16 protein-coding genes and 1 pseudogene are annotated in these 17,894 nt (G+C 51.6%); 4 read left to right on the plus strand and 13 right to left on the minus strand.

What is annotated here, in order from left to right; all coding sequences use genetic code 11:
- The first annotated feature begins 145 nt into the window (after positions 1-145).
- Positions 146-1,774 carry a TolC family protein gene (locus tag GN111_RS30405; RefSeq protein ID WP_197740459.1) on the plus strand — a complete coding sequence of 543 codons (1,629 nt, stop codon included), beginning with the start codon at positions 146-148 and terminating at the stop codon, positions 1,772-1,774.
- A 486-nt stretch (positions 1,775-2,260) separates the two neighbouring features.
- Here GN111_RS30405 and GN111_RS30410 read toward each other — a convergent pair whose 3' ends face one another.
- Positions 2,261-2,647, minus strand: coding sequence for a cupin domain-containing protein (locus GN111_RS30410; protein ID WP_155307351.1), 387 nt, complete (start codon positions 2,645-2,647; stop codon positions 2,261-2,263).
- Positions 2,648-3,194: 547 nt separating this feature from the next.
- Here GN111_RS30410 and GN111_RS30415 point away from each other — a divergent pair.
- Positions 3,195-5,081, plus strand: coding sequence for an adenylate/guanylate cyclase domain-containing protein (locus GN111_RS30415; RefSeq protein ID WP_170302533.1), 1,887 nt, complete (start codon positions 3,195-3,197; stop codon positions 5,079-5,081).
- A 337-nt stretch (positions 5,082-5,418) separates the two neighbouring features.
- Here GN111_RS30415 and GN111_RS30420 read toward each other — a convergent pair whose 3' ends face one another.
- Positions 5,419-6,483 carry a tartrate dehydrogenase gene (locus GN111_RS30420; RefSeq protein ID WP_155307353.1) on the minus strand — a complete coding sequence of 355 codons (1,065 nt, stop codon included), beginning with the start codon at positions 6,481-6,483 and terminating at the stop codon, positions 5,419-5,421.
- Positions 6,484-6,685: 202 nt separating this feature from the next.
- On the opposite strand from GN111_RS30420, the gene GN111_RS30425 reads away from it, so the two are divergent.
- Positions 6,686-7,423: a rhomboid family intramembrane serine protease gene (locus tag GN111_RS30425; protein ID WP_170302534.1), complete on the plus strand. Its 738-nt coding sequence runs from the start codon at positions 6,686-6,688 to the stop codon at positions 7,421-7,423.
- Between the two features lie 3 nt (positions 7,424-7,426).
- On the opposite strand, the gene GN111_RS30430 is transcribed toward GN111_RS30425, so the two are convergent.
- The 9 genes and pseudogenes from GN111_RS30430 to GN111_RS30470 form a co-directional block, all read right to left on the minus strand.
- Complete coding sequence (locus GN111_RS30430; RefSeq protein ID WP_155307355.1) at positions 7,427-7,924, minus strand: GNAT family N-acetyltransferase; 498 nt, start codon at positions 7,922-7,924, stop codon at positions 7,427-7,429.
- A gap of 211 nt (positions 7,925-8,135) precedes the next feature.
- Positions 8,136-8,705 (minus strand): annotated as a pseudogene (locus tag GN111_RS34645) (flavodoxin family protein); the annotation flags it as partial.
- Positions 8,620-9,534 carry an amidohydrolase family protein gene (locus GN111_RS30440; protein ID WP_155307357.1) on the minus strand — a complete coding sequence of 305 codons (915 nt, stop codon included), beginning with the start codon at positions 9,532-9,534 and terminating at the stop codon, positions 8,620-8,622. The pseudogene GN111_RS34645 and the gene GN111_RS30440, both read right to left, overlap by 86 nt.
- Positions 9,535-9,551: 17 nt before the next feature.
- Positions 9,552-9,866, minus strand: a complete 315-nt coding sequence (locus GN111_RS30445; protein WP_155307358.1) for a cupin domain-containing protein — start codon at positions 9,864-9,866, stop codon at positions 9,552-9,554.
- 4 nt (positions 9,867-9,870) lie between these two features.
- The gene (locus GN111_RS30450; RefSeq protein ID WP_155307359.1) at positions 9,871-10,728 is read right to left on the minus strand and encodes a hypothetical protein; all 858 of its coding nucleotides are present in this window, start codon (positions 10,726-10,728) and stop codon (positions 9,871-9,873) included.
- A 489-nt stretch (positions 10,729-11,217) separates the two neighbouring features.
- On the minus strand, positions 11,218-11,754 hold the full coding sequence (locus GN111_RS30455) for a GNAT family N-acetyltransferase (RefSeq protein WP_155307360.1): 537 nt from the start codon (positions 11,752-11,754) through the stop codon (positions 11,218-11,220).
- Between the two features lie 122 nt (positions 11,755-11,876).
- A complete protein-coding gene (locus GN111_RS30460; protein ID WP_155307361.1) occupies positions 11,877-12,299 on the minus strand; it encodes a GNAT family N-acetyltransferase in 423 nt (140 codons plus the stop codon).
- On the minus strand, positions 12,268-12,984 hold the full coding sequence (locus GN111_RS30465) for a hypothetical protein (RefSeq protein WP_176603305.1): 717 nt from the start codon (positions 12,982-12,984) through the stop codon (positions 12,268-12,270). Before GN111_RS30465 ends, GN111_RS30460 begins: the two co-directional genes overlap by 32 nt.
- Before the next feature lie 2 nt (positions 12,985-12,986).
- The gene (locus GN111_RS30470; protein ID WP_155307362.1) at positions 12,987-14,138 is read right to left on the minus strand and encodes a hemolysin family protein; all 1,152 of its coding nucleotides are present in this window, start codon (positions 14,136-14,138) and stop codon (positions 12,987-12,989) included.
- 292 nt (positions 14,139-14,430) lie between these two features.
- On the opposite strand from GN111_RS30470, the gene GN111_RS30475 reads away from it, so the two are divergent.
- Complete coding sequence (locus GN111_RS30475) at positions 14,431-15,630, plus strand: IS4 family transposase (RefSeq protein WP_155307363.1); 1,200 nt, start codon at positions 14,431-14,433, stop codon at positions 15,628-15,630.
- A gap of 40 nt (positions 15,631-15,670) precedes the next feature.
- Here GN111_RS30475 and GN111_RS30480 read toward each other — a convergent pair whose 3' ends face one another.
- Together GN111_RS30480 and nadB are read right to left on the minus strand one after the other, a co-directional pair.
- Entirely contained in the window at positions 15,671-16,015 is a 345-nt protein-coding gene (locus tag GN111_RS30480; protein WP_155307364.1) for a hypothetical protein, read from the minus strand.
- Positions 16,016-16,240: 225 nt separating this feature from the next.
- Positions 16,241-17,878, minus strand: a complete 1,638-nt coding sequence (nadB, locus tag GN111_RS30485; protein ID WP_155307365.1) for an L-aspartate oxidase — start codon at positions 17,876-17,878, stop codon at positions 16,241-16,243.
- Between the last annotated feature and the right edge of the window lie 16 nt (positions 17,879-17,894).

The following is a 17,894-nucleotide window of genomic DNA, read 5'->3' on the forward strand; positions in this document are numbered from 1 at the left end:
GCAAAGGATTGCTCAACGGAATCCAGCTCAGGCCTTCCGTTTGTCCGATCGGCCCAGTCGGCGGTTGTCATCCCCGAACAAACCCAATATATAGCCGGAAGGCATTTTTATCGCTCCAATCGATCCGGAAACACAGGAAATGGATATGATGTTCTCAAAAAACTATCGCCGTCTGGTTTTCGTCTGGGGAGTCGCATTGCTGTCGGCTTCCTGCGCAGGGGTCGATCTCCCTGCCGACCGCAGTACGGACATGGAAATGGTAGGGACTGCCGGCAGCACCGTGCTGCTTACCCAGGGGAGAACCAAAGAAAACGAGGCGGAGGCCGTGCCGTCGCTTCCGCCCGGGCCGATTACCATCTCCGTCAACGAAGCCGTTTTGTTGTGCCTGGAGAACAACCGTTCGCTGGTGGTGGAGCGGTTGACCCCCGCCATCCGGCAGACGGCCGAAGAGCAGGAGAAGGCGGTGTTCGATCCGGTCCTCGATGCCGAGGTCTCCGCCGGCCGGGTGAAGGGCGAACGCCTGGCCCGATCCGGATCGGAGACGGAGGCCTATACCAGCGATACCGCCGACGGGGCCATATCGCTGGAACGTTACTTCCCCAGCGGTACATCGGTGGCCCTGGAAGCGGACATGGCGTATACCGATTCCTCGCTCTACGATGACAGCTTCTTCGAGGCCCGTCTGGGAATGACGGTCAACCAGGCGCTGTTGCGGGGTCTGGGATCCGAGGCCAATCTGGTGCGGCTGCGCCAGGCCCGCCTGGATACGCGCATGTCGGAATACGAGCTGCGCGGGTTTACCGAATCTCTGGTGGCCGAAGTGGAGCGCACCTACTGGGATTGTGCCCTATCCCGGAGGCAGATCGAAATCGTCGAGGAGTCGCTCAAGGTCGCCCGCCAGCAACGCGACGAAACCGAGGAATTGATCGCCGTCGGCCGGTTGGCCCGATCCGAGCTGGCCGCCGTCCAGGCCGAGGTGGCTGCGCAGTCGCAGGCCCTCATCGAAGCCCGCGCCAACGAGCAGTCCTTTCAGCTGAAGCTGCTGAGGCTGCTCAACCCGCCAGGACCCGATCTCTGGAGCAGGGAGGTGAAATTGATCCATCAGCCGACCCTGCCCAGGATCGAGATGGAGGCCGTCGAGCGGCACGTGGCCGTTTCGGCGCGCATGCGGCCGCTGCTGAATCAGGCCCGTCTTGATTTGCTGCGGGGCGATCTGGAACTGGTCAAGACCCGCGACGGTCTGCTGCCCCTGCTGGACCTTTTCGCCACCCTGGGCAAGAGTGGTTATGCCAATGCTTTCGGCGACGCCGTCGGCAACCTGGACGGGAACAATTTCGACGCCCTGGCCGGGGTCCGACTGGCCTATCCGATCTTCAACCGCGATGCACGCGCCCGGCACCGGCAGGCTCAGCTCAGCCGCAAGCAGGCCGAGAAGGCTCTCGACAACCTGTCTCAACTGGTGGAAATGGACGTCCGTTCAGCTTACATCGAAGTTGGACGCACCAAGCAGCAGATTGACGCGTCTTCGGTCACCCGCGCCTTCGACGAGGAGAAGCTGCGTACCGAAACCGAAAAGCTGCGCGTGGGAAAATCGACCAGCTTCCTGGTAGCCCAGGCCCAGCGCGACCTTCTGGCCAGCCGGATTGCCGAGGTGAGGGCCATCGTCAATTACCTCAAAGCCCTGATCGGCCTTTACCGGCAGGACGGATCCCTGCTCGAGCGTCGCAGGGTCGCCGCTCCCGGGCGGGAACCGGTCTCCCTCTCCAGGAAGTAACCCGGGAAACGGAAAACGTAACGCTTGCCGCTGTACGCTTATCGTTTCTGCAACCATTCAGTACCGGCAGAATACTCGGATGCAATGAGGAGAAGTTCGCCATGATCGAGAACGTCTTCTTTGTGATGGCATAACCAGCAGGCATGGTATGGTAATTTGAATGGTTCCCGCATGGTTGTCTATTGGATTAATCTCAATTAATCCCGACTCTGCTGATTTACACGACACCGGAAAGTTACAAAATGCTATTGCAAGCGACCAGGTGTTATCCGACAACAATATATAGATCAAGACGTATTTAAATGAATTTCAATGTGTTGGAAAGCTATACCAACATTATTATCCTTTGAAAATTTACAGGTACCATCAAAGCTGACCATCTATTTCCAACCCCACCAATTAAAATGCCAGCCCCACGAATACGAACTCATGGGACTGGCGAATTCTCATCTCAAATCCTTCTTGATACCTATTGGCAGGAAACTTTTAGCCGCCAAGCTTGCTGTTAATGTGGTCGAAAACAATGGTATGTTCATGTTGTGGACTGAACAATAAGAACTCGGCATCCTTGTTGACCTTTATTGTATGGCCCGGTGGCCAATAAAACATATCCCCGGCATGTGTATCCTCCTTCGCTCCATCCGTATAGGTGACCGTTAGATCCCCTTTTATGAGGTAACCCCAGTGTGGTGCCTGGCATAGGTCGTTTTCAAGGCCCTTGAGAAGTGGAGCGATATCTGTGCCTGCATCCATTTTGAAGTGTTCAGCACCAATTTTTCCGTATGCCGTTGCATCGCCGAAATTCGTCTGTTGGCGGGCCACAGCACCCGGTGCATTTACCTTTATCGGAACATCGATGGTTTTAATATGCATATCATTCTCCGTTTACTTGTTTAGAAAAACATAACAACCTTTTTTTATTGGAAATTTATTATTAAATGCATCAACTCATTCGCAATCAGGCAGGGAAAAATGAACCATTGAGGTTGTTAATAGTACCACAATGTATTACTTTAAAAATTATTTTCAAGTTTTGCAGCTTATTCGCTTTCATACTTTCTTTCAGACCGCTTTCCCGATCCTGCTGATTCCACACGTTCACTGCAGAGAACTGCTTCAATTTTTTTTGTCGAGACAAAGTGTTGGCTCCTTACTCACGGATCTGGTGGCATGTTTCCAGCCTTTTATAGTCAGACAAATCAAAAGAATCGGCGCAGTAGAAATAGATGAACAAACAAGGCAACGCTTAAAAGGCCAACCATGGGAAAAATAATCCACTGTAAAGACATTGGATTTGAATGTGGCGGGGTTGTCGTGACTGAAGTGAGGAAGAGGTACTGCAAATGGCAGCAGAGCATGCCAGACCGTTCATGGGGTTGCTGAACGGACCTGTGAAACGGTTGAAAAAATGAGGTCGGTCATGGCGAATAAAGGCATACAGCGAAAGTTAAAAGTTATCTTTAGCGCTGACGTTAACGGCTATAGCAAATTGATGGGGTATGACGAAGAATACACCGTCGACAAAATTACCGCCTATCGTGATACGATTGCCCTGTTGATTAAAAATAATTATGGGCGGGTCGTAGACGCACCTGGAGATAATTTACTTGCTGAATTCGACAGTTCGCTTGATGCGATCCATAGTGCCATTGAAATCCAAAGAACATTAAAAACAGAAAATGGAAAGCTTCCCGATAACCGTCGCATGGACTTTCGTATCGGAATCAACATGGGAGATGTCCTTCACAAGGATGATCGCATTTATGGGCATAGTGTTAACATTGCGGCACGGATCGAAAATCTTGCCGATCCAGGTGGCATCTGTATTTCCAAAGGGGTGCACGATCAGGTCGAGGGCAAGCTTGACCTTGGTTTCGCCGATCTCGGGCCACATTCGGTCAAGAACATCGAAAAGCCGGTAAGGATTTACAAGGTACTTCTCAACCAGGGGGACACCGGAAAGGTTGTCAAATCAGCTAAATCGAAAGCATCAATAGGTCGATGGATCGTGGTGACCGCCATAGCGTTAGCAGTTGCGGTTGCAGGTGCAGGCGTCTGGTACCAACAATTAGAACCGAAATTAGAACCCGCCTCAATGGATCGCATGGCTTATCCGCTTCCAGACAAGCCATCCATTGCTGTGCTCCCGTTTGAAAACCATTCAGACGATGCCAAATTAAACTTTTTCGCCAGCGGGTTAACCGAAGACTTAACAGCTTCGCTCTCGAAAGCTCCCGACTTATTTGTGATCTCTAGGAGTTCAGCCGCCATCTATAAAGGGAAGTCATTTGACTTTAAACAGGTGGCTGAAGAACAGGGCATCCAGTACGTAATGGAAGGCAGTGTTCGAAAAGAAAAAGATAAACTTCGGATCACGGTCCAGCTGATCGATGCCATTAACGGTCACAATCTCTGGGCGGATCGTTTTGACCGGAGGGCAAAGGAAATTTTTGCCTTACAGGATGAAATCGTCAAACACGTGATGGTTGAATTGCAGGTGGAACTGACCCAAGGCGCTTCAGCACGGGTGGCCAGCCGAGGAACCGATAACCTAGACGCGTGGCTGTTGAAGATCGAAGCCCATGGAGAATTCGCTACATTCACCCGAGAAGGAATGATACGTGCCCGCGAACTTTACGAAGATTCACACAATGCAGATCCTAATTGGGCCCGACCTTTAGCCGGGCTGGCCTCTGTCGATTGGTATGAGGCCAAGCAAGGGTGGAGCGTATCCAAGGAAGCGTCGATCCAGTCCGGCATCGAATTGGCACAGCAGGCCATAGAAATGGACCCTGATGAACCTCAAGGGTACCAAACGCTCGGCAACCTGTACGCCCTGACCGGTCAGGGTGAACGCGCCATAGCGTTGAGACGCAAAGCAGTTGAGCTGGCCCCCAACGATCTCGCCGCAGTCGCCGGACTGGCTACCAGACTCAAGGATTTCGGGGCGGAGCAGGAGGCGGTTAAACTTTTCGAGCAGGCCATGCGGTTGAGCCCAAAGCATCCCTGGTGGGTTCCTTATGCCTATGGCGTGGCCCTGCACCTTGTCGGTCGAAAGGAAGAAGCCATTCAATCATTGAAAAAGGCCATCGCTCTCAACCCCACCCATGTTCTTCCCCAAGCATTTTTGACCGCTTTTTATGCTGATCTCGGTCGGATCGAGGAAGCCAGAAAAACCGCCAATGAGGTCATTCGATTGGAGCCGAATTTTACAGCGAATCGGCTCATACGGAGCCATACCCTCCATGATCCTGTGAAAGACGCTAAATTTAGAAACCTGATGCATCGCGCAGGCTTGCCAGAATGATACAGGCGATAGAATTTATACCGGCGATATCTGATAAGTGTTTTATCAATCATCCCGCCCCACAACGCTTCCTTTTGAATTAGCGCTACAGTCAGATGAGATTTGACCAGTGCCGTGGAATCTTTACGGCTGGACGATGGATAAAACACTTATCAGATATATGAGGCGCATTCTAATATCTCGAGATTTGAATTCCCCCAACTATTCTTAAAATCGGCTATTTCCCAACGTTGCCCCATCCATATAAATCCATTTCATCCTGGCGCCGGTGGTCGTTGGCATAAGGAGCCATTTCGCGATTAACGACCTTATCGGAACATTCAAGTAACCGACAATGTCAACCGGCGACCGCTGCGGCAATCGTTTGTCCAATGTCGGCGGTGCCGGCCGTGCCCCCCATGTCTGCGGTGAGACAGTTGCCGTCGGCCAGTACGGCTTCGATGGCCTGCAAGATCGTATCGTGGGTGTCGGGATAGCCCAGGTGCTGCATCATCATGGCTCCGGCCCAGATTGTGCCGATGGGGTTGGCGATGCCCTGGCCGGCGATGTCGGGGGCGGACCCGTGCACCGGTTCGAACATGGACGGAAACTTTCCTTCGGGGTTGATGTTGGCCGAAGGCGCGATTGCGATGGTGCCGGTGCAGGCAGGACCCAAGTCCGAGAGGATGTCGCCGAACAGGTTGGAGCCGACCACGACATCGAAATGCTCCGGCATGCGTACGAAATTGGCCGTGAGAATGTCGATGTGGTATTGATCGACCGTGACGTCAGGATAGTCTGCGGCCATTGTCTGAACCCGGCTGTCCCAGTAAGGCATGCTGTGAAAAATGCCGTTTGACTTGGTGGCCGAAGTCAGGTGACGGGCAGGGCGGCTGTTGGCCAGTTCGAAGGCGTATTTGATGATCCGGTCGGTTCCGTGGCGGGTGAACATGCTGGTCTGGGAAACGACCTCGTGGGCCGTGCCTTCGTACTGGATGCCGCCGATCATCGAGTACTCGCCTTCCACATTCTCGCGCACCACAAAGAAATCGATATCCCCCGGCCGCTTGCCGGCCAGCGGGCAGGGTACTCCGTCGAACAGGCGCACCGGACGCAGATTGACGTACTGGTCGAAGGACCGCCGGATCGGTATCAGGAGACCCCAGAGTGAGATGTGGTCCGGAACGCCGGGGTATCCGACTGCACCGAGATAGACGGCGTCGAAGCCCTTCAATCGATCAATGCCGTCTTCCGGCATCATGTGCCCCGTCCGGTGATAGGTTTCGCAGGACCATCCGAACTCGGTCCATTGGAATTCGACCCCTTGCCGGCTGCCGGCCGCCTCCAGAACCCGGATGCCTTCGGGTATCACTTCCCGGCCGATGCCGTCGCCCGGGATGACCGCTATTTTCAATTTTTTCATCTGTCCTCCGCGCAATTCACTACTGATGGGTTGAACACGAACTCGACTGTGTGGACAGGGGTGCCGAACGAACCGGCCCGCTCGAATGCCGACCTATGGCGTCGTACCCCCGATTTGTGCTATATTACTTTCAATGTCGGCCGGGGACGATGGCGATTTTTCCTCGGCCAGTCAACCCTTAACCCGGAGCGATTCAACCCGTATGCATCCCCAAGGATTTCGCAGACCCATCGGATTCGGCAGTACGCTGACGTCGACCGGCAAAATCATGCTGATCGTCTATGCGGCGGTGTACATTCTCGAACTCATCGGCGAGCAGTGGCTGGGGCTTCAGCTATATGGTCTGCTGGCGCTCAGCCCGCCGAAAAGCGGTTTATTCCACTATTGGCAGTTGATCACCCATCCGGTGATTCATCCCCCCGGATCCCCCATCGGGTTTCTCATCGACTGCCTGGTGTTCTACTTTTTCGCCGGCACCGTCGAAGCGGCATTGGGAACCCGAAGATTTCTGCGGCTGTATATCCTTGCCGCCGTGGGTGCTGCTGTCGCCGGTCTGATCTTCGGGGCCCTGACACCGCCGGGCATTCCCTTTGCGGGCATGATGCCCAGCCTGCTGGCACTGATCGTGGTGTTCGGGCTGCTCAATCCGGAGGCCACCGTCCTTTTCATGTTCGTTTTGCCCATCAAGGCCAAATATATCAGTTACGGCACTGTCATTGTCACGGCCCTGACCTTTCTGGCCCGGACCAATGTTCACGGTGCCTATCACCTGGGTGGCATCGCACTGGCCTGGCTTTATTTCCGTTCGCCGACCCAATGGCTGGACGCCGACTGGTGGCGGTGGAAATATTTTGAATACACCCAGAAAAAGCGCCGGTCCCGATTCACCGTCATCGACGGGGGCAACGAAGATAAGGACAACAAGCCGACCATCCATTGAGTCTCAGCCCAGGTCGGCCTCCATATACTGCTCGTTAACCTCGGTTCCCCACTGAATGCCCCGCTTCTGCCGGACAAGGCGAAAGCCGGCTTCCTCGTAAAGACGCCTGGCGGCATCCAGCCCTTCGAAGGTCCAAAGATGGGCTTTGCGGTAGTTTTTGTTTCTGCAGAACGCCATCGCCTTTTCGACCAGCATTCGGCCGACGCCCTTTCCCCGCAGGGCATCGGACAGGATGAACCACCGTAAATGCGCGCCGTCGGTTCCGGCGTGAATACCATCCATGATAATGGAGCCTTCGATCCGGCCGTCTTGGGTGGCGACCCAGATGCCGTCTTTTTCCGCGTCGTATCGCTGCAGGAATTCCGAAAGCTCCGTGGCCACCTTGGCTTCGAAAAACAGTCCGAATCCCCAGTGCTTATGGTAATAGTCGCCGTGAAGTTCTGAAATTCGACCAATGGCGCCGGGGATATAACCTTTTTTTATTTCCAGGGGGGCGGTCATTGTCGTCTGCTCCTGTCCGTCCGGATGGGGCGGCTTTTCGCTTGGAAGGGTGAGCCTCCAGCCGTTATTGCAACAAAGATTCGGCCAGTTTCGCACCGAGGGCCGCGGCCTGGGATAGAACCTCGGGCTTTTTTTTCACTTTGCCCTTGTCGAAGATGCCCAGGACCGGCAACGCTCCGACGATTTCATAGCCCAATGCTTCGAGGGGCAGGCGCATGGCGTCGAGGGTAAAGCCCATGTCCGCTGCCTTTTCCTGCTCGCAGACGGCGGCCAGAACCGCCTTGCGTCCCTGGCCGGACAAACGGCTCGACCACTGTCTGGGGCGACTGTCCTCAAAATGATAAAAGCAGTATAACCGGTCGATAAAGGCTTTCATCCAGGCGGTGACATTGTAGTTGTGGGTAGGAGACACGAGGATTAGGCCCCGCGATTCGATCAGTTCCGGGTAAATCAGCGTCATGCCGTCTTTCAAGCCGGTGCAGATCTTGTCCTTTCTGCATCGTTCGCATCCAATGCAGCCCCCATAGCGATAATCCCGCAGTTGAAGGCTGCCGGCAAACATTCCGCTCTTTGAGACGCCGCGAACGATATGCTGCATCAGTACATCCGAATTGCCGCCTTTTCTGGGGCTTCCTCCGACGCCCAGGACTTTGGCTTCCAAGTTCTCATTGTGGGCACAGGATCGAATATAATCGTCAAAAGTGCTCATGGTCGTTGCCCCCATAGGATTGAATATCGAAAAAATCGGCCGCGTTTTTCCAGCATATTTTTTCCAGAGCATCACGGGAAATTTCTGTGGCTTTCAATACCCTGAGTTCCCGGTCCCATGCATAGGGAATGCTGGGGAAATCGGAACCGTACATGATCCGGTCGGATCGGTAGCGGCCGAGATCGGTTTTTTCTTTCAACTGGAAATAGTCGGTGAGGACCATGGTCGTATCCAGCCAGAGATTGTCATATTTTTCAATCAATTTTCTGTAATCGTCCGTCTCGTCGAATCCCAGATGGGGGACACAGACGTTCAGATCCGGAAAGTCCTTTAAGACATTTTCCAGTTTATCTGCACGGCAAAGCGCATACGGATCGCAATGGTAGGCGTCGCTTTTCGGTTCCCTGCCGATGTGCATCACAAGCGGCTTTCGGTTGATCCGGCAGCATTCATACAGGCGGTTCATCGGCGCGCTGTTCATGTCGAAGCACTGGACATGGGCGTGCAGTTTCACCCCTTTCAGGCCGGAGTCGAAGGCCTCCTGCAAAATGTCTTCGGCATTCTTCTCACCGGGAAACACGGTGGCCAGCCCTGTCACCCGGTCGCCGCACTGCCGGCATTTTTCAAGCATGTATCGATTCAGATGCCGCGCTATACCCGGTTTGTGGGCATATTGCAGGGCAACGATGTGGGCGATGCCGTGAGAAATCAAAAAATCGAACACTTGCGAGGTCTTCAGCTGATAGCGGATATGCCAGGCATGTTCGTCGAACCATTTCCAGATGGCGGAAAAAAGGTTGTGGGGAAAAACGTGAACGTGGGCATCGACTACTGGGGATAGACCGTCAGGAACCGTTGATCCCTCCTCGTCACTGTAAGACGGCATCTTCGTTTTCAACATGAGCGTGAACCTGTATCTTAGTAGTGAACGGCAAGCCAGATGGTTTCGCAGGAAGCATCCGTCCATTCGACCCGATGCCGGACATGGGATTCGATGTTGAAATAGTCGCCCGCCCTCAGGGTAACGATGTCATCTTCACCTTCGATCTTCAGGCCGGCGCTTCCTTTTACCACCAGCACAAACTCATTGCCTTCCTGATCGTACCAGAAGCCTTCGGGCGAAGCTTGACCGTTGGATACGATCCGCTCAATCTTTACCCAATTTGCTGCACAGATGGTTTCGAAGATTTCATCCGGCAATTCTGCCGGAATATTTTCAAACAGGGACCCCATACGTTTACTTCAACCCTCCGGTGGCCTCGATGGCTTCCTGCTGGAACTTTTCGATGATGCCTTCTGCCTTCATCTCTTTCAGAACTCCGGACAAGTGCAAGGCAAGTTCCGCGTGTTCCGGCTGCAGGTAGGCGTGGACCGGAGACTCCAACAATACACCGGCAATTCGGATCGGTGCGTCTTTGAAATAGGCATCGTTTTCCAGGTAGTATAATACGATGCCTTCTGCCTCAAGAAATATATCGGTTCGCCCGGCCATGAGTTTTTTCAGTCCCTGCACCCAATGCGTGACGCTCGACAATTTTTCCGGATCCACCAACGGCGCCAATTTTTTCGGCAGGAGTTTGCTCCCAAGCAGGTATTCCACGCGATAGGGTGTTTTTCTTAAACTCTCCCATCCATCGATTCGAATGGCGGGATCTACGGCAAACGCCGAGAGTTTCATCGAAAACGGAAACTCCTGGACCTGGATCAGATGCGGATAGGACTCGTAAAATGCAAGGCTCCTTCCGATGTCGCCGTCAACCTGCTTTCGGCTCACCATCAGATTCGCCCGTTCAAGGGGATATACTTTGATGACGAGGTTCACGTTCAGACGGCGAAAGGCTTCGGTGTAGATCAGTTCCCCCCACTTGCCATAGTAGTCGGTCGGGCCTTGAATCGTTGCCATGACGATCGGTCGATAGGTCGATTGGCCGGCAAACAGAATGGGCGCGCCTGCGCTCATGACCATCAGGAATGCCAGAACAACCATTTTCACCATCCCCGGACGCAGCGTTTTGACTCTCATTGCTTCCTTTCCGTTTTCCGAACCAGGCAATGCCACGCCCACGATGGCACACTTGTCCTTCACCAGCGACATCGATAAGCCTCCCCTATAGCAGCAGGCGATGACACGGAGTATATCCTTTTTCTTCAGTTTTCTCAAACGGCCTCGCAGGCTTGCCAGGACAACCGTATTTGAAAGGTCGCCGGTCCAGCAACGGGCAGCCCTATGCGATAATATTGTTTTTTGTTTCTCTATGGGGTGTGAGGGAATTTCGAAAAAAGACAGGAAATCAGGCTGAATGGGGGACACCGATAAACTATTTTTTCATTCGAATCCATATGATGTCAATCCGCTAATTCGTATCCATCCAGAAATGGCCAATTTGCCCGATATCTTTGTTGCACGAAAAATTTTATCCTCGGAATATCAACCATATGCCTGCGGTAAAATTTCTCGTGCGCCTCGATCTCGACCAAATTTTCCTATTTCTGGATGAACACTAATTCGTTGCGAATTCCTTATTCATCATTTCGTGGGGATACGATCCGAATCCGGAAATATTTCGACGGCAACCGTCGGATTTTACCAGTACTCGGGCTTATTGAATGCTTTAACGCAGCGTGAGATTCCCGATAAAGGTTCAATCTCACAGCCATCCAGCGATTGGCAGAGCCAGCCCTCCGGTTGGCTCAATTCAAATGGCGCTTTGGCCGTATCTTCCGAAATGAGCCTGAAACCCACTTTTGAATAGAAATTCGGATCACCATAGGTAAAAACCAGCTTCACGCCTTTTTCCTTCAACCGGTCAATGCCAAAATGAATCAGTCGTTGACCAACGCCTCTCCCCTGATGATTTGTCTGAACGGCCACAGGCGACAGAAGAAAAGCTTCAACAGGCGCATCGAACGACAGCCTGGTGAAGAAAATGCTTCCGATTATTTTTTCATTCTCGGTGGCTACAAACCCAAATATATCGTAAGGTCCGGTTTCATTCATCAAGTCGAGCACCAACTGCCCGATCAGCGCCCCTTCTGAATGGCCCTCCGAATCGGAAAACGTCTTTGTAAATAGCTGCTGGATTTCCGATTTGTCAGAATTCTTATATGCAGATACTTTCATTTTCCGTGAACGACGAGTTAACCAGCGGTGCCGTAATAGTCACAGCCTTCCAGAAATCCGCTGAAAATGTTTAACGCAACCTTTTTCAAATCGACCAGGTACGAATTATCTGGGCCAATCGACTAATTCGAAATTTTTCGTTTTTCCATGATCCTTTCAGGACGTGCAGGCTCTTTGAACCCATACTTTCTGTAAAGGCCATGGGCATCCATTGTGTCGAGACGCCAAAAACGAATATCTGTAAAAGAAGCATCGTTTACAATATGATCCACCAGTTTTTTTCCGATTCCGCGATTTCTGTAAGGCTCCAAAATGAAAAGATCCATCAGATAGGCAAATACTGTATAATCCGTTACAACCCTTGCGAACCCGAAGAAATGGTCGTTTTCATCATACACGCCAAAGCACAACGAGTGATCGATGCTTTTTTGCACAACCTCAATTGTTCTTCCTTTTCCCCAATAGGATCTGTTGCACAGATAGTCGTGAATGGTATCAACATCCAATTTGTTTTTATCCGTGGATATTGTAAAACCATTTTTCATGGATGATTCCTTTTGGTTGGTGCCTATGAACTCGGTCGCCGGCGACGCCGGTCAGCTGGAATGATTTGTTGGGTGTCGCTTCTTCGTAGAATAGTGGTTTTACGATGATGTTGTTGATGTGCCCCCACGATGTTTTACGCTCGTGAGTATTAAACGCCTTTACGTTATTCGCATGCGAAATTGCTACACCCTTTATTGCGTATACCAAGGTATTTCTGGCATGACTGATTTTGGTCTTTCCCCTCGATATAACAAGACTTCCACTGCCTAAACCGCCATCATGGCTGATATCTATGTCACTGCCACACACAATGATGTTATTACCGCTGTGTGAGATGTTCAGGGCACCGATGGAAATAATAATGGAATTTGTTGCAAATGAAATATCTGTATTGGTTCTCGCAACGACAAGCTGATTGTTGATACGAGTCAGTTTGAGAGGTTCACTTTCACGGATAACGTCTTTCGGAGCAATTTTCTCAAAAGACTTTTTCGTTTCTTCGGGAATTCCCAGACTATCGAGTATGTCAGACACGCCTTCTTTAGCCTTCGAAATGGTTCTGTCCTGGTTATAAGTGCTCGGTTTTTCAGGGAGCTTCAGCAGGTTGTCCCCGGTGTATGTCGCGCATGCGGTAACTAAAGCGAGAGTAAAAATTGCCAGTATGGCCCGATAGGTATGATTCATTTTTATTTTCCAATTTGGCACACAACGACGCTAATCACCATGTGGCTTTTTGCGTCGGATAAATTAGCCCGTTCGGTCTTTCTTACATTAAAAATATCAGCATCGAGGCCCATAGCCTTGGCACGTTCCTTCCATTGTTTTCGCGCCAGAGCGCGCATGTCTTCAACATCGTCTGTTTCATCCATAATTTCCATGCCCATAAGCGTCTCGATTAAATCCTCCAGTGTTACCAATCCATCCGTCCCTCCATGCTCATCGACGACTATAGCAATGTGATGGCGATCCTTAAGAAAACGCTCCAACAATGCGATCAACGAAATTGACTCAGGAACAAAAAGGATTTCACGCTTCAATTCTTTGAGCCTTTTATCGTTTTGCTTCTGGGCGGCGTTAATCAGCACATCCTCTTTAAGAACAAAACCAGTTATGTCGTCAATATGCATCGCGTAGAGCGGTAGGCGAGAAAAAGGGGTTTGGGTAATGTGTTTCAACGAGCCAATAATTTTCATGTCCTCGGGTAATGCGGAGATTACAGCACGTGGCGTCATAATATCAACCACTTTTAGCGACTCAAATCGGAATATGTTTCGGATAATACTCGATTCCTTATCTCGAATATGCCCTGTCTCCAAACCTACCTGGGCCATGGCGATGAATTCGTCTTTACTGAAAATGTGAGTGTCCCTTCCACGTGAAATAAGCTTCGTTAATTTCTCGGAAATCCATACGATTGGATAAAGGACCACAATAAGCGTATTTACAAAATACGAAGTTGGACCTGCGAGTTTTGACCAGTAGACGGCGCCTAAGGTTTTAGGTACGATTTCAGAAAGAAAAAGTATCAAAAGCGTCATGACGGCCGAAAACAGTCCAAACCATGCGCTTCCAAATACGGCTGTCGCTTTGGAGCCAGCACCGATGGCACCAACCGTGTGTGCAATCGTATTTAGCGTCAAAATGGCCGCAAGTGATTGGTCCACATTATCTTGTCTCAGTTGTTTCAAAAGTGCCGCATAACCTGGTCGCCTTTCTTTCTGCCCTTCGATATATGAAGGCGTAATGCTTAAAAGCACCGATTCCGCCACTGAACAGAGAAATGAAATCACCAGCGCCATCAGCACGTAAATTATTAACAGCAGACCATCAACACGCATATCTTCAATGCCTCTTTCGTGAGGACCTTCTATATCAGCGGTTTAAGCCAAAATAGCCAATACTAATCCTGCTTGTTAGAGGAGTCGGCTCTTGTCAGCCATTCAATTGCATCATCACGATTCGGCCAGAGTCGTACCTGCCATCCACGATTCAAACATGAAGTTTCATCACTCTTGTCCAAAAACGGTTTCGAATGGAAGTAATTCAATGAGATCTTGAAAAAAAACCTCCTTGTGAGGCATGGTTTAATCGCGACAAAAAACCGTTAGCCAGCAACAAGGAGGTAAACCAATGGTACGACATGCAAGTCTTTTCAGTCAACTGGTTGCTTTGTTTCATCGTGGACATTTTTTCAACACGGTCTTCCGCCATCAAGCCGAACGGTACGCCAAAGGTTTTAGCAGCTGGGATCATTTTGTAGCCATGCTTTTCTGTCAACTCGCTCAAGCAAAGAGTCTGCGTGAAATTTGTGGTGGATTGTCCTGTTGCCTTGGGAAACTTCGTCATGTGGGGGTTAAAAAGGCACCCAACAAGTCCACGCTTTCCTACGCCAATGCCCATCGTCCCTGGCAAATGTATCGTGATCTTTTTTACCAGACGCTTGATGTCTGCAAGATGGGCGGTCCGGGCAGACATCGGTTCCGATTTAAAAACAAGCTGCTGTCTCTGGACAGCTCGACCATTTCGCTGTGTTTGTCGCTTTTCCCGTGGGCAAAATTCCGCCGAACCAAAGGCGCTGTCAAGCTTCACTTGCTATTGGATCATGACGGGTATCTGCCGACCTATGCTTATATCTCCAACGGCAAAAAGCATGATGTCACCATCGCCCGTAAAATTGCGCTGTCACCCCATTCCATTGTCGCCATGGATCGAGGATACAATGATTATCGACTATATGCGTACTGGACAGAAAGTCAGATCTACTTTGTCACCCGATTGAAGAGCAACGCCGATTACACGGTGCTTGAAGAACGTCAGCCACCTTTCAATCGAAACATTCTGGCCGACGAACTGGTTCAGTTTAACGGCCATTACGCTCGCAAGAATTGCCCCCACACCTTACGGAAGGTTACGGTCTGGGATAATGAGCAGGAGCGGCAGATCGTATTGCTGACCAATCATCTTGAATTTGGAGCCACCACAATATCCGCCATTTACAAAGACCGATGGGAAATAGAGTCATTTTTCAAGGCACTCAAACAAAACCTGAAGGTGAAAACCTTCGTCGGAACCAGTGAGAACGCGCTGTATATCCAGATTTGGACAGCATTAATTGCCATGCTGTTGATCAAGTACCTCAAATTCAAATCCAGATTTAATTGGTCTTTGTCGAACCTTGTCGCTTTTCTCAGGTGGAATCTTTTTACTTACAGGGACTTATGGGAGTGGATCGACAAACCGTTCGATGTCCTTCCTGGAACGGCTCAGTCTGTCCAATATCCTCTTCCATTTAAGGGAATTGGACAGCACCAATTAAAAATGGGAACCTGATTCTGAACTTTGCGCTTTTGATCGCCTAAACAACTGAAATTTAAAAGAGCAACCACGGATTTCTATTTATTTTGGACAGCAGTGAAGTTTCATAGAACCTTACATCTCCTTGCTTTTTAGGCAGTCTTGGAGAAACAACTGCCACTCGGATTCTGCGGTTCATTTCTTCCTCAACGTAAAGGCGTTCTGGTAAATCGAGCAGATCAATGATCGAAACGTCCAATTCTACTTCCATTGCATCGACAAGAGCATCCGCATCGCCGTACTCTTTACCCAAGGCGATGGCTTTAGAGGTCGCTTCCCGGGATTCTTGCGCTGTTAGCCGACCTGAGAATACAAGTTCGACGATTTTTAACGTGCGATTAAATTTTAGAGTGTAAGCCATGATTGCCTTCTATAGCAGTGGTGATAAGCGGAAAATTTTCCATGTAGTGGCGTATTACATGCGGAAATTGGAAAATAATACAAAAAGATTCCCACTTTTTTTTAGGATATGCTCATAATGGTAAAGTCCAAAAGCCACCCCATGCCCAAACTGAAATTGATGGATCGGATTCGTTAAATTTTACAACACCATCATTATGCAATTAACACATATGATGGCTTTATCCTATCCCACAATCTGTCGCCGAATCACGGTGTCCTTCTTCCAGCGGCGGTCGTCCTTATTCGGGTAGCCGATGTTGTAATGCAGGCCGCGGCTCTCCTTGCGGTGGTCGGCGCACTTGATGATCAGTTCGGCCACGGTGGCGATGTTGCGAAGTTCGATGAGGTCCGGCGAGACTTTGAAGTTCCAGTAGTACTCGCGGATTTCGTTCTGGATGGTGTCGATGCGGCGCTGGGCGCGGGCCAGGCGCTTGTCCGAGCGGACGATGCCCACGTAGTTCCACATCAGGCGGCGGATTTCATCCCAGTTGTGGGTCACCATGATCTGTTCGTCGCTGTCAATGGTGCCCACGTCGTCCCAGTCCGGAATGTCCGGGATAGTGTCCGCATGGTTGCCGGCGTGTTCGGCGATGGCCTGGCGGGCAGCGGCGTCGGCATAAATCAAGGCTTCCAGCAGGGAGTTGCTGGCCAGGCGGTTGGCTCCGTGCAGGCCGGTGCACGCCGTTTCGCCGACGGCATAAAGACGCCGGATGTCCGTACGCCCGAACATGTCCGTCACCACGCCCCCGCACATGTAATGGGCTGCCGGCACCACGGGAATCGGGTCTTTGGTCATGTCGATGCCAAAGGAGAGGCATTTTTCATAAAGGTTGGGAAAGCGGCTGGTGACCGTGTCCGCGGGCCGATGGGAGATGTCCAGAAAGACGCTGTCCTGACCGCTGCGCTTGAGTTCCGTGTCGATGGCGCGGGCCACCACGTCCCTGCAGGCAAGGTCCTTTTTCGGATCGTAGCGATGCATAAACGGATTGCCCTCTGCGTCGATCAGGCGGCCGCCTTCACCGCGCACGGCCTCGGAGATGAGAAAATTCTTTGCCGCCGGGTGGAACAGGCATGTGGGGTGGAACTGGACAAATTCCAGGTTGGCTACGGTGGCTCCGGCCCTGTAACCCATGGCGATGCCGTCGCCGGTGGCGATGTCCGGATTGCTGGTGTACAGGTAGACCTTGCCTGCCCCGCCGGTGGCCAGTAGGGTGATGGCGGCGCCGAAGGTTTGGACCCGTTTGGTCTGCCGGTCCAGCACATAGGCGCCGCAGCAGTAATCTTCATGGGTGGTGGTGACCAGTCCGCGTTTGATCCGCGTGGAAAAGGTGATCAGGTCGATGGCGATGTGATTTTCGTAAAACCGGATGTTGCCATGCTGCCGGGCCCGCTCCAGCAGCACCCGCTCCACTTCCCGGCCGGTCATATCGTGGGCGTGGACAATGCGGTTGTGGGAGTGCCCGCCTTCCCGGCCCAGATCGAAGGCGGTGCCGTCCGCCGCATCCGTTGCGTCGTCGGTGTTGAAGCTGACGCCAATGTTCATCAGTTCCCGGATGCGCTCCGGGCCGCCAACGACCACCTGGCGCACCACCTCTTCATTGCACAGCCCGTCTCCGGACTCCAGGGTGTCCTGGATATGCAGGTCGAAGGAGTCCTGCTGGCCGAAAACCGAGGCGATGCCTCCCTGGGCCAGGTTGGTGTTGCTGTCCACGGCCTGCTTTTTGGTGACGATGGCCACGGTCCCGCTGTCGGCCACTTTGAGGGCGTACATCAGTCCGGCGATGCCGCTGCCGATTATAAGAAAATCGGTTTGTATATCCATGGAAGGTTCCGTAAAA

The organism is Desulfosarcina widdelii (assembly GCF_009688965.1).
GTDB lineage: Bacteria > Desulfobacterota > Desulfobacteria > Desulfobacterales > Desulfosarcinaceae > Desulfosarcina > Desulfosarcina widdelii.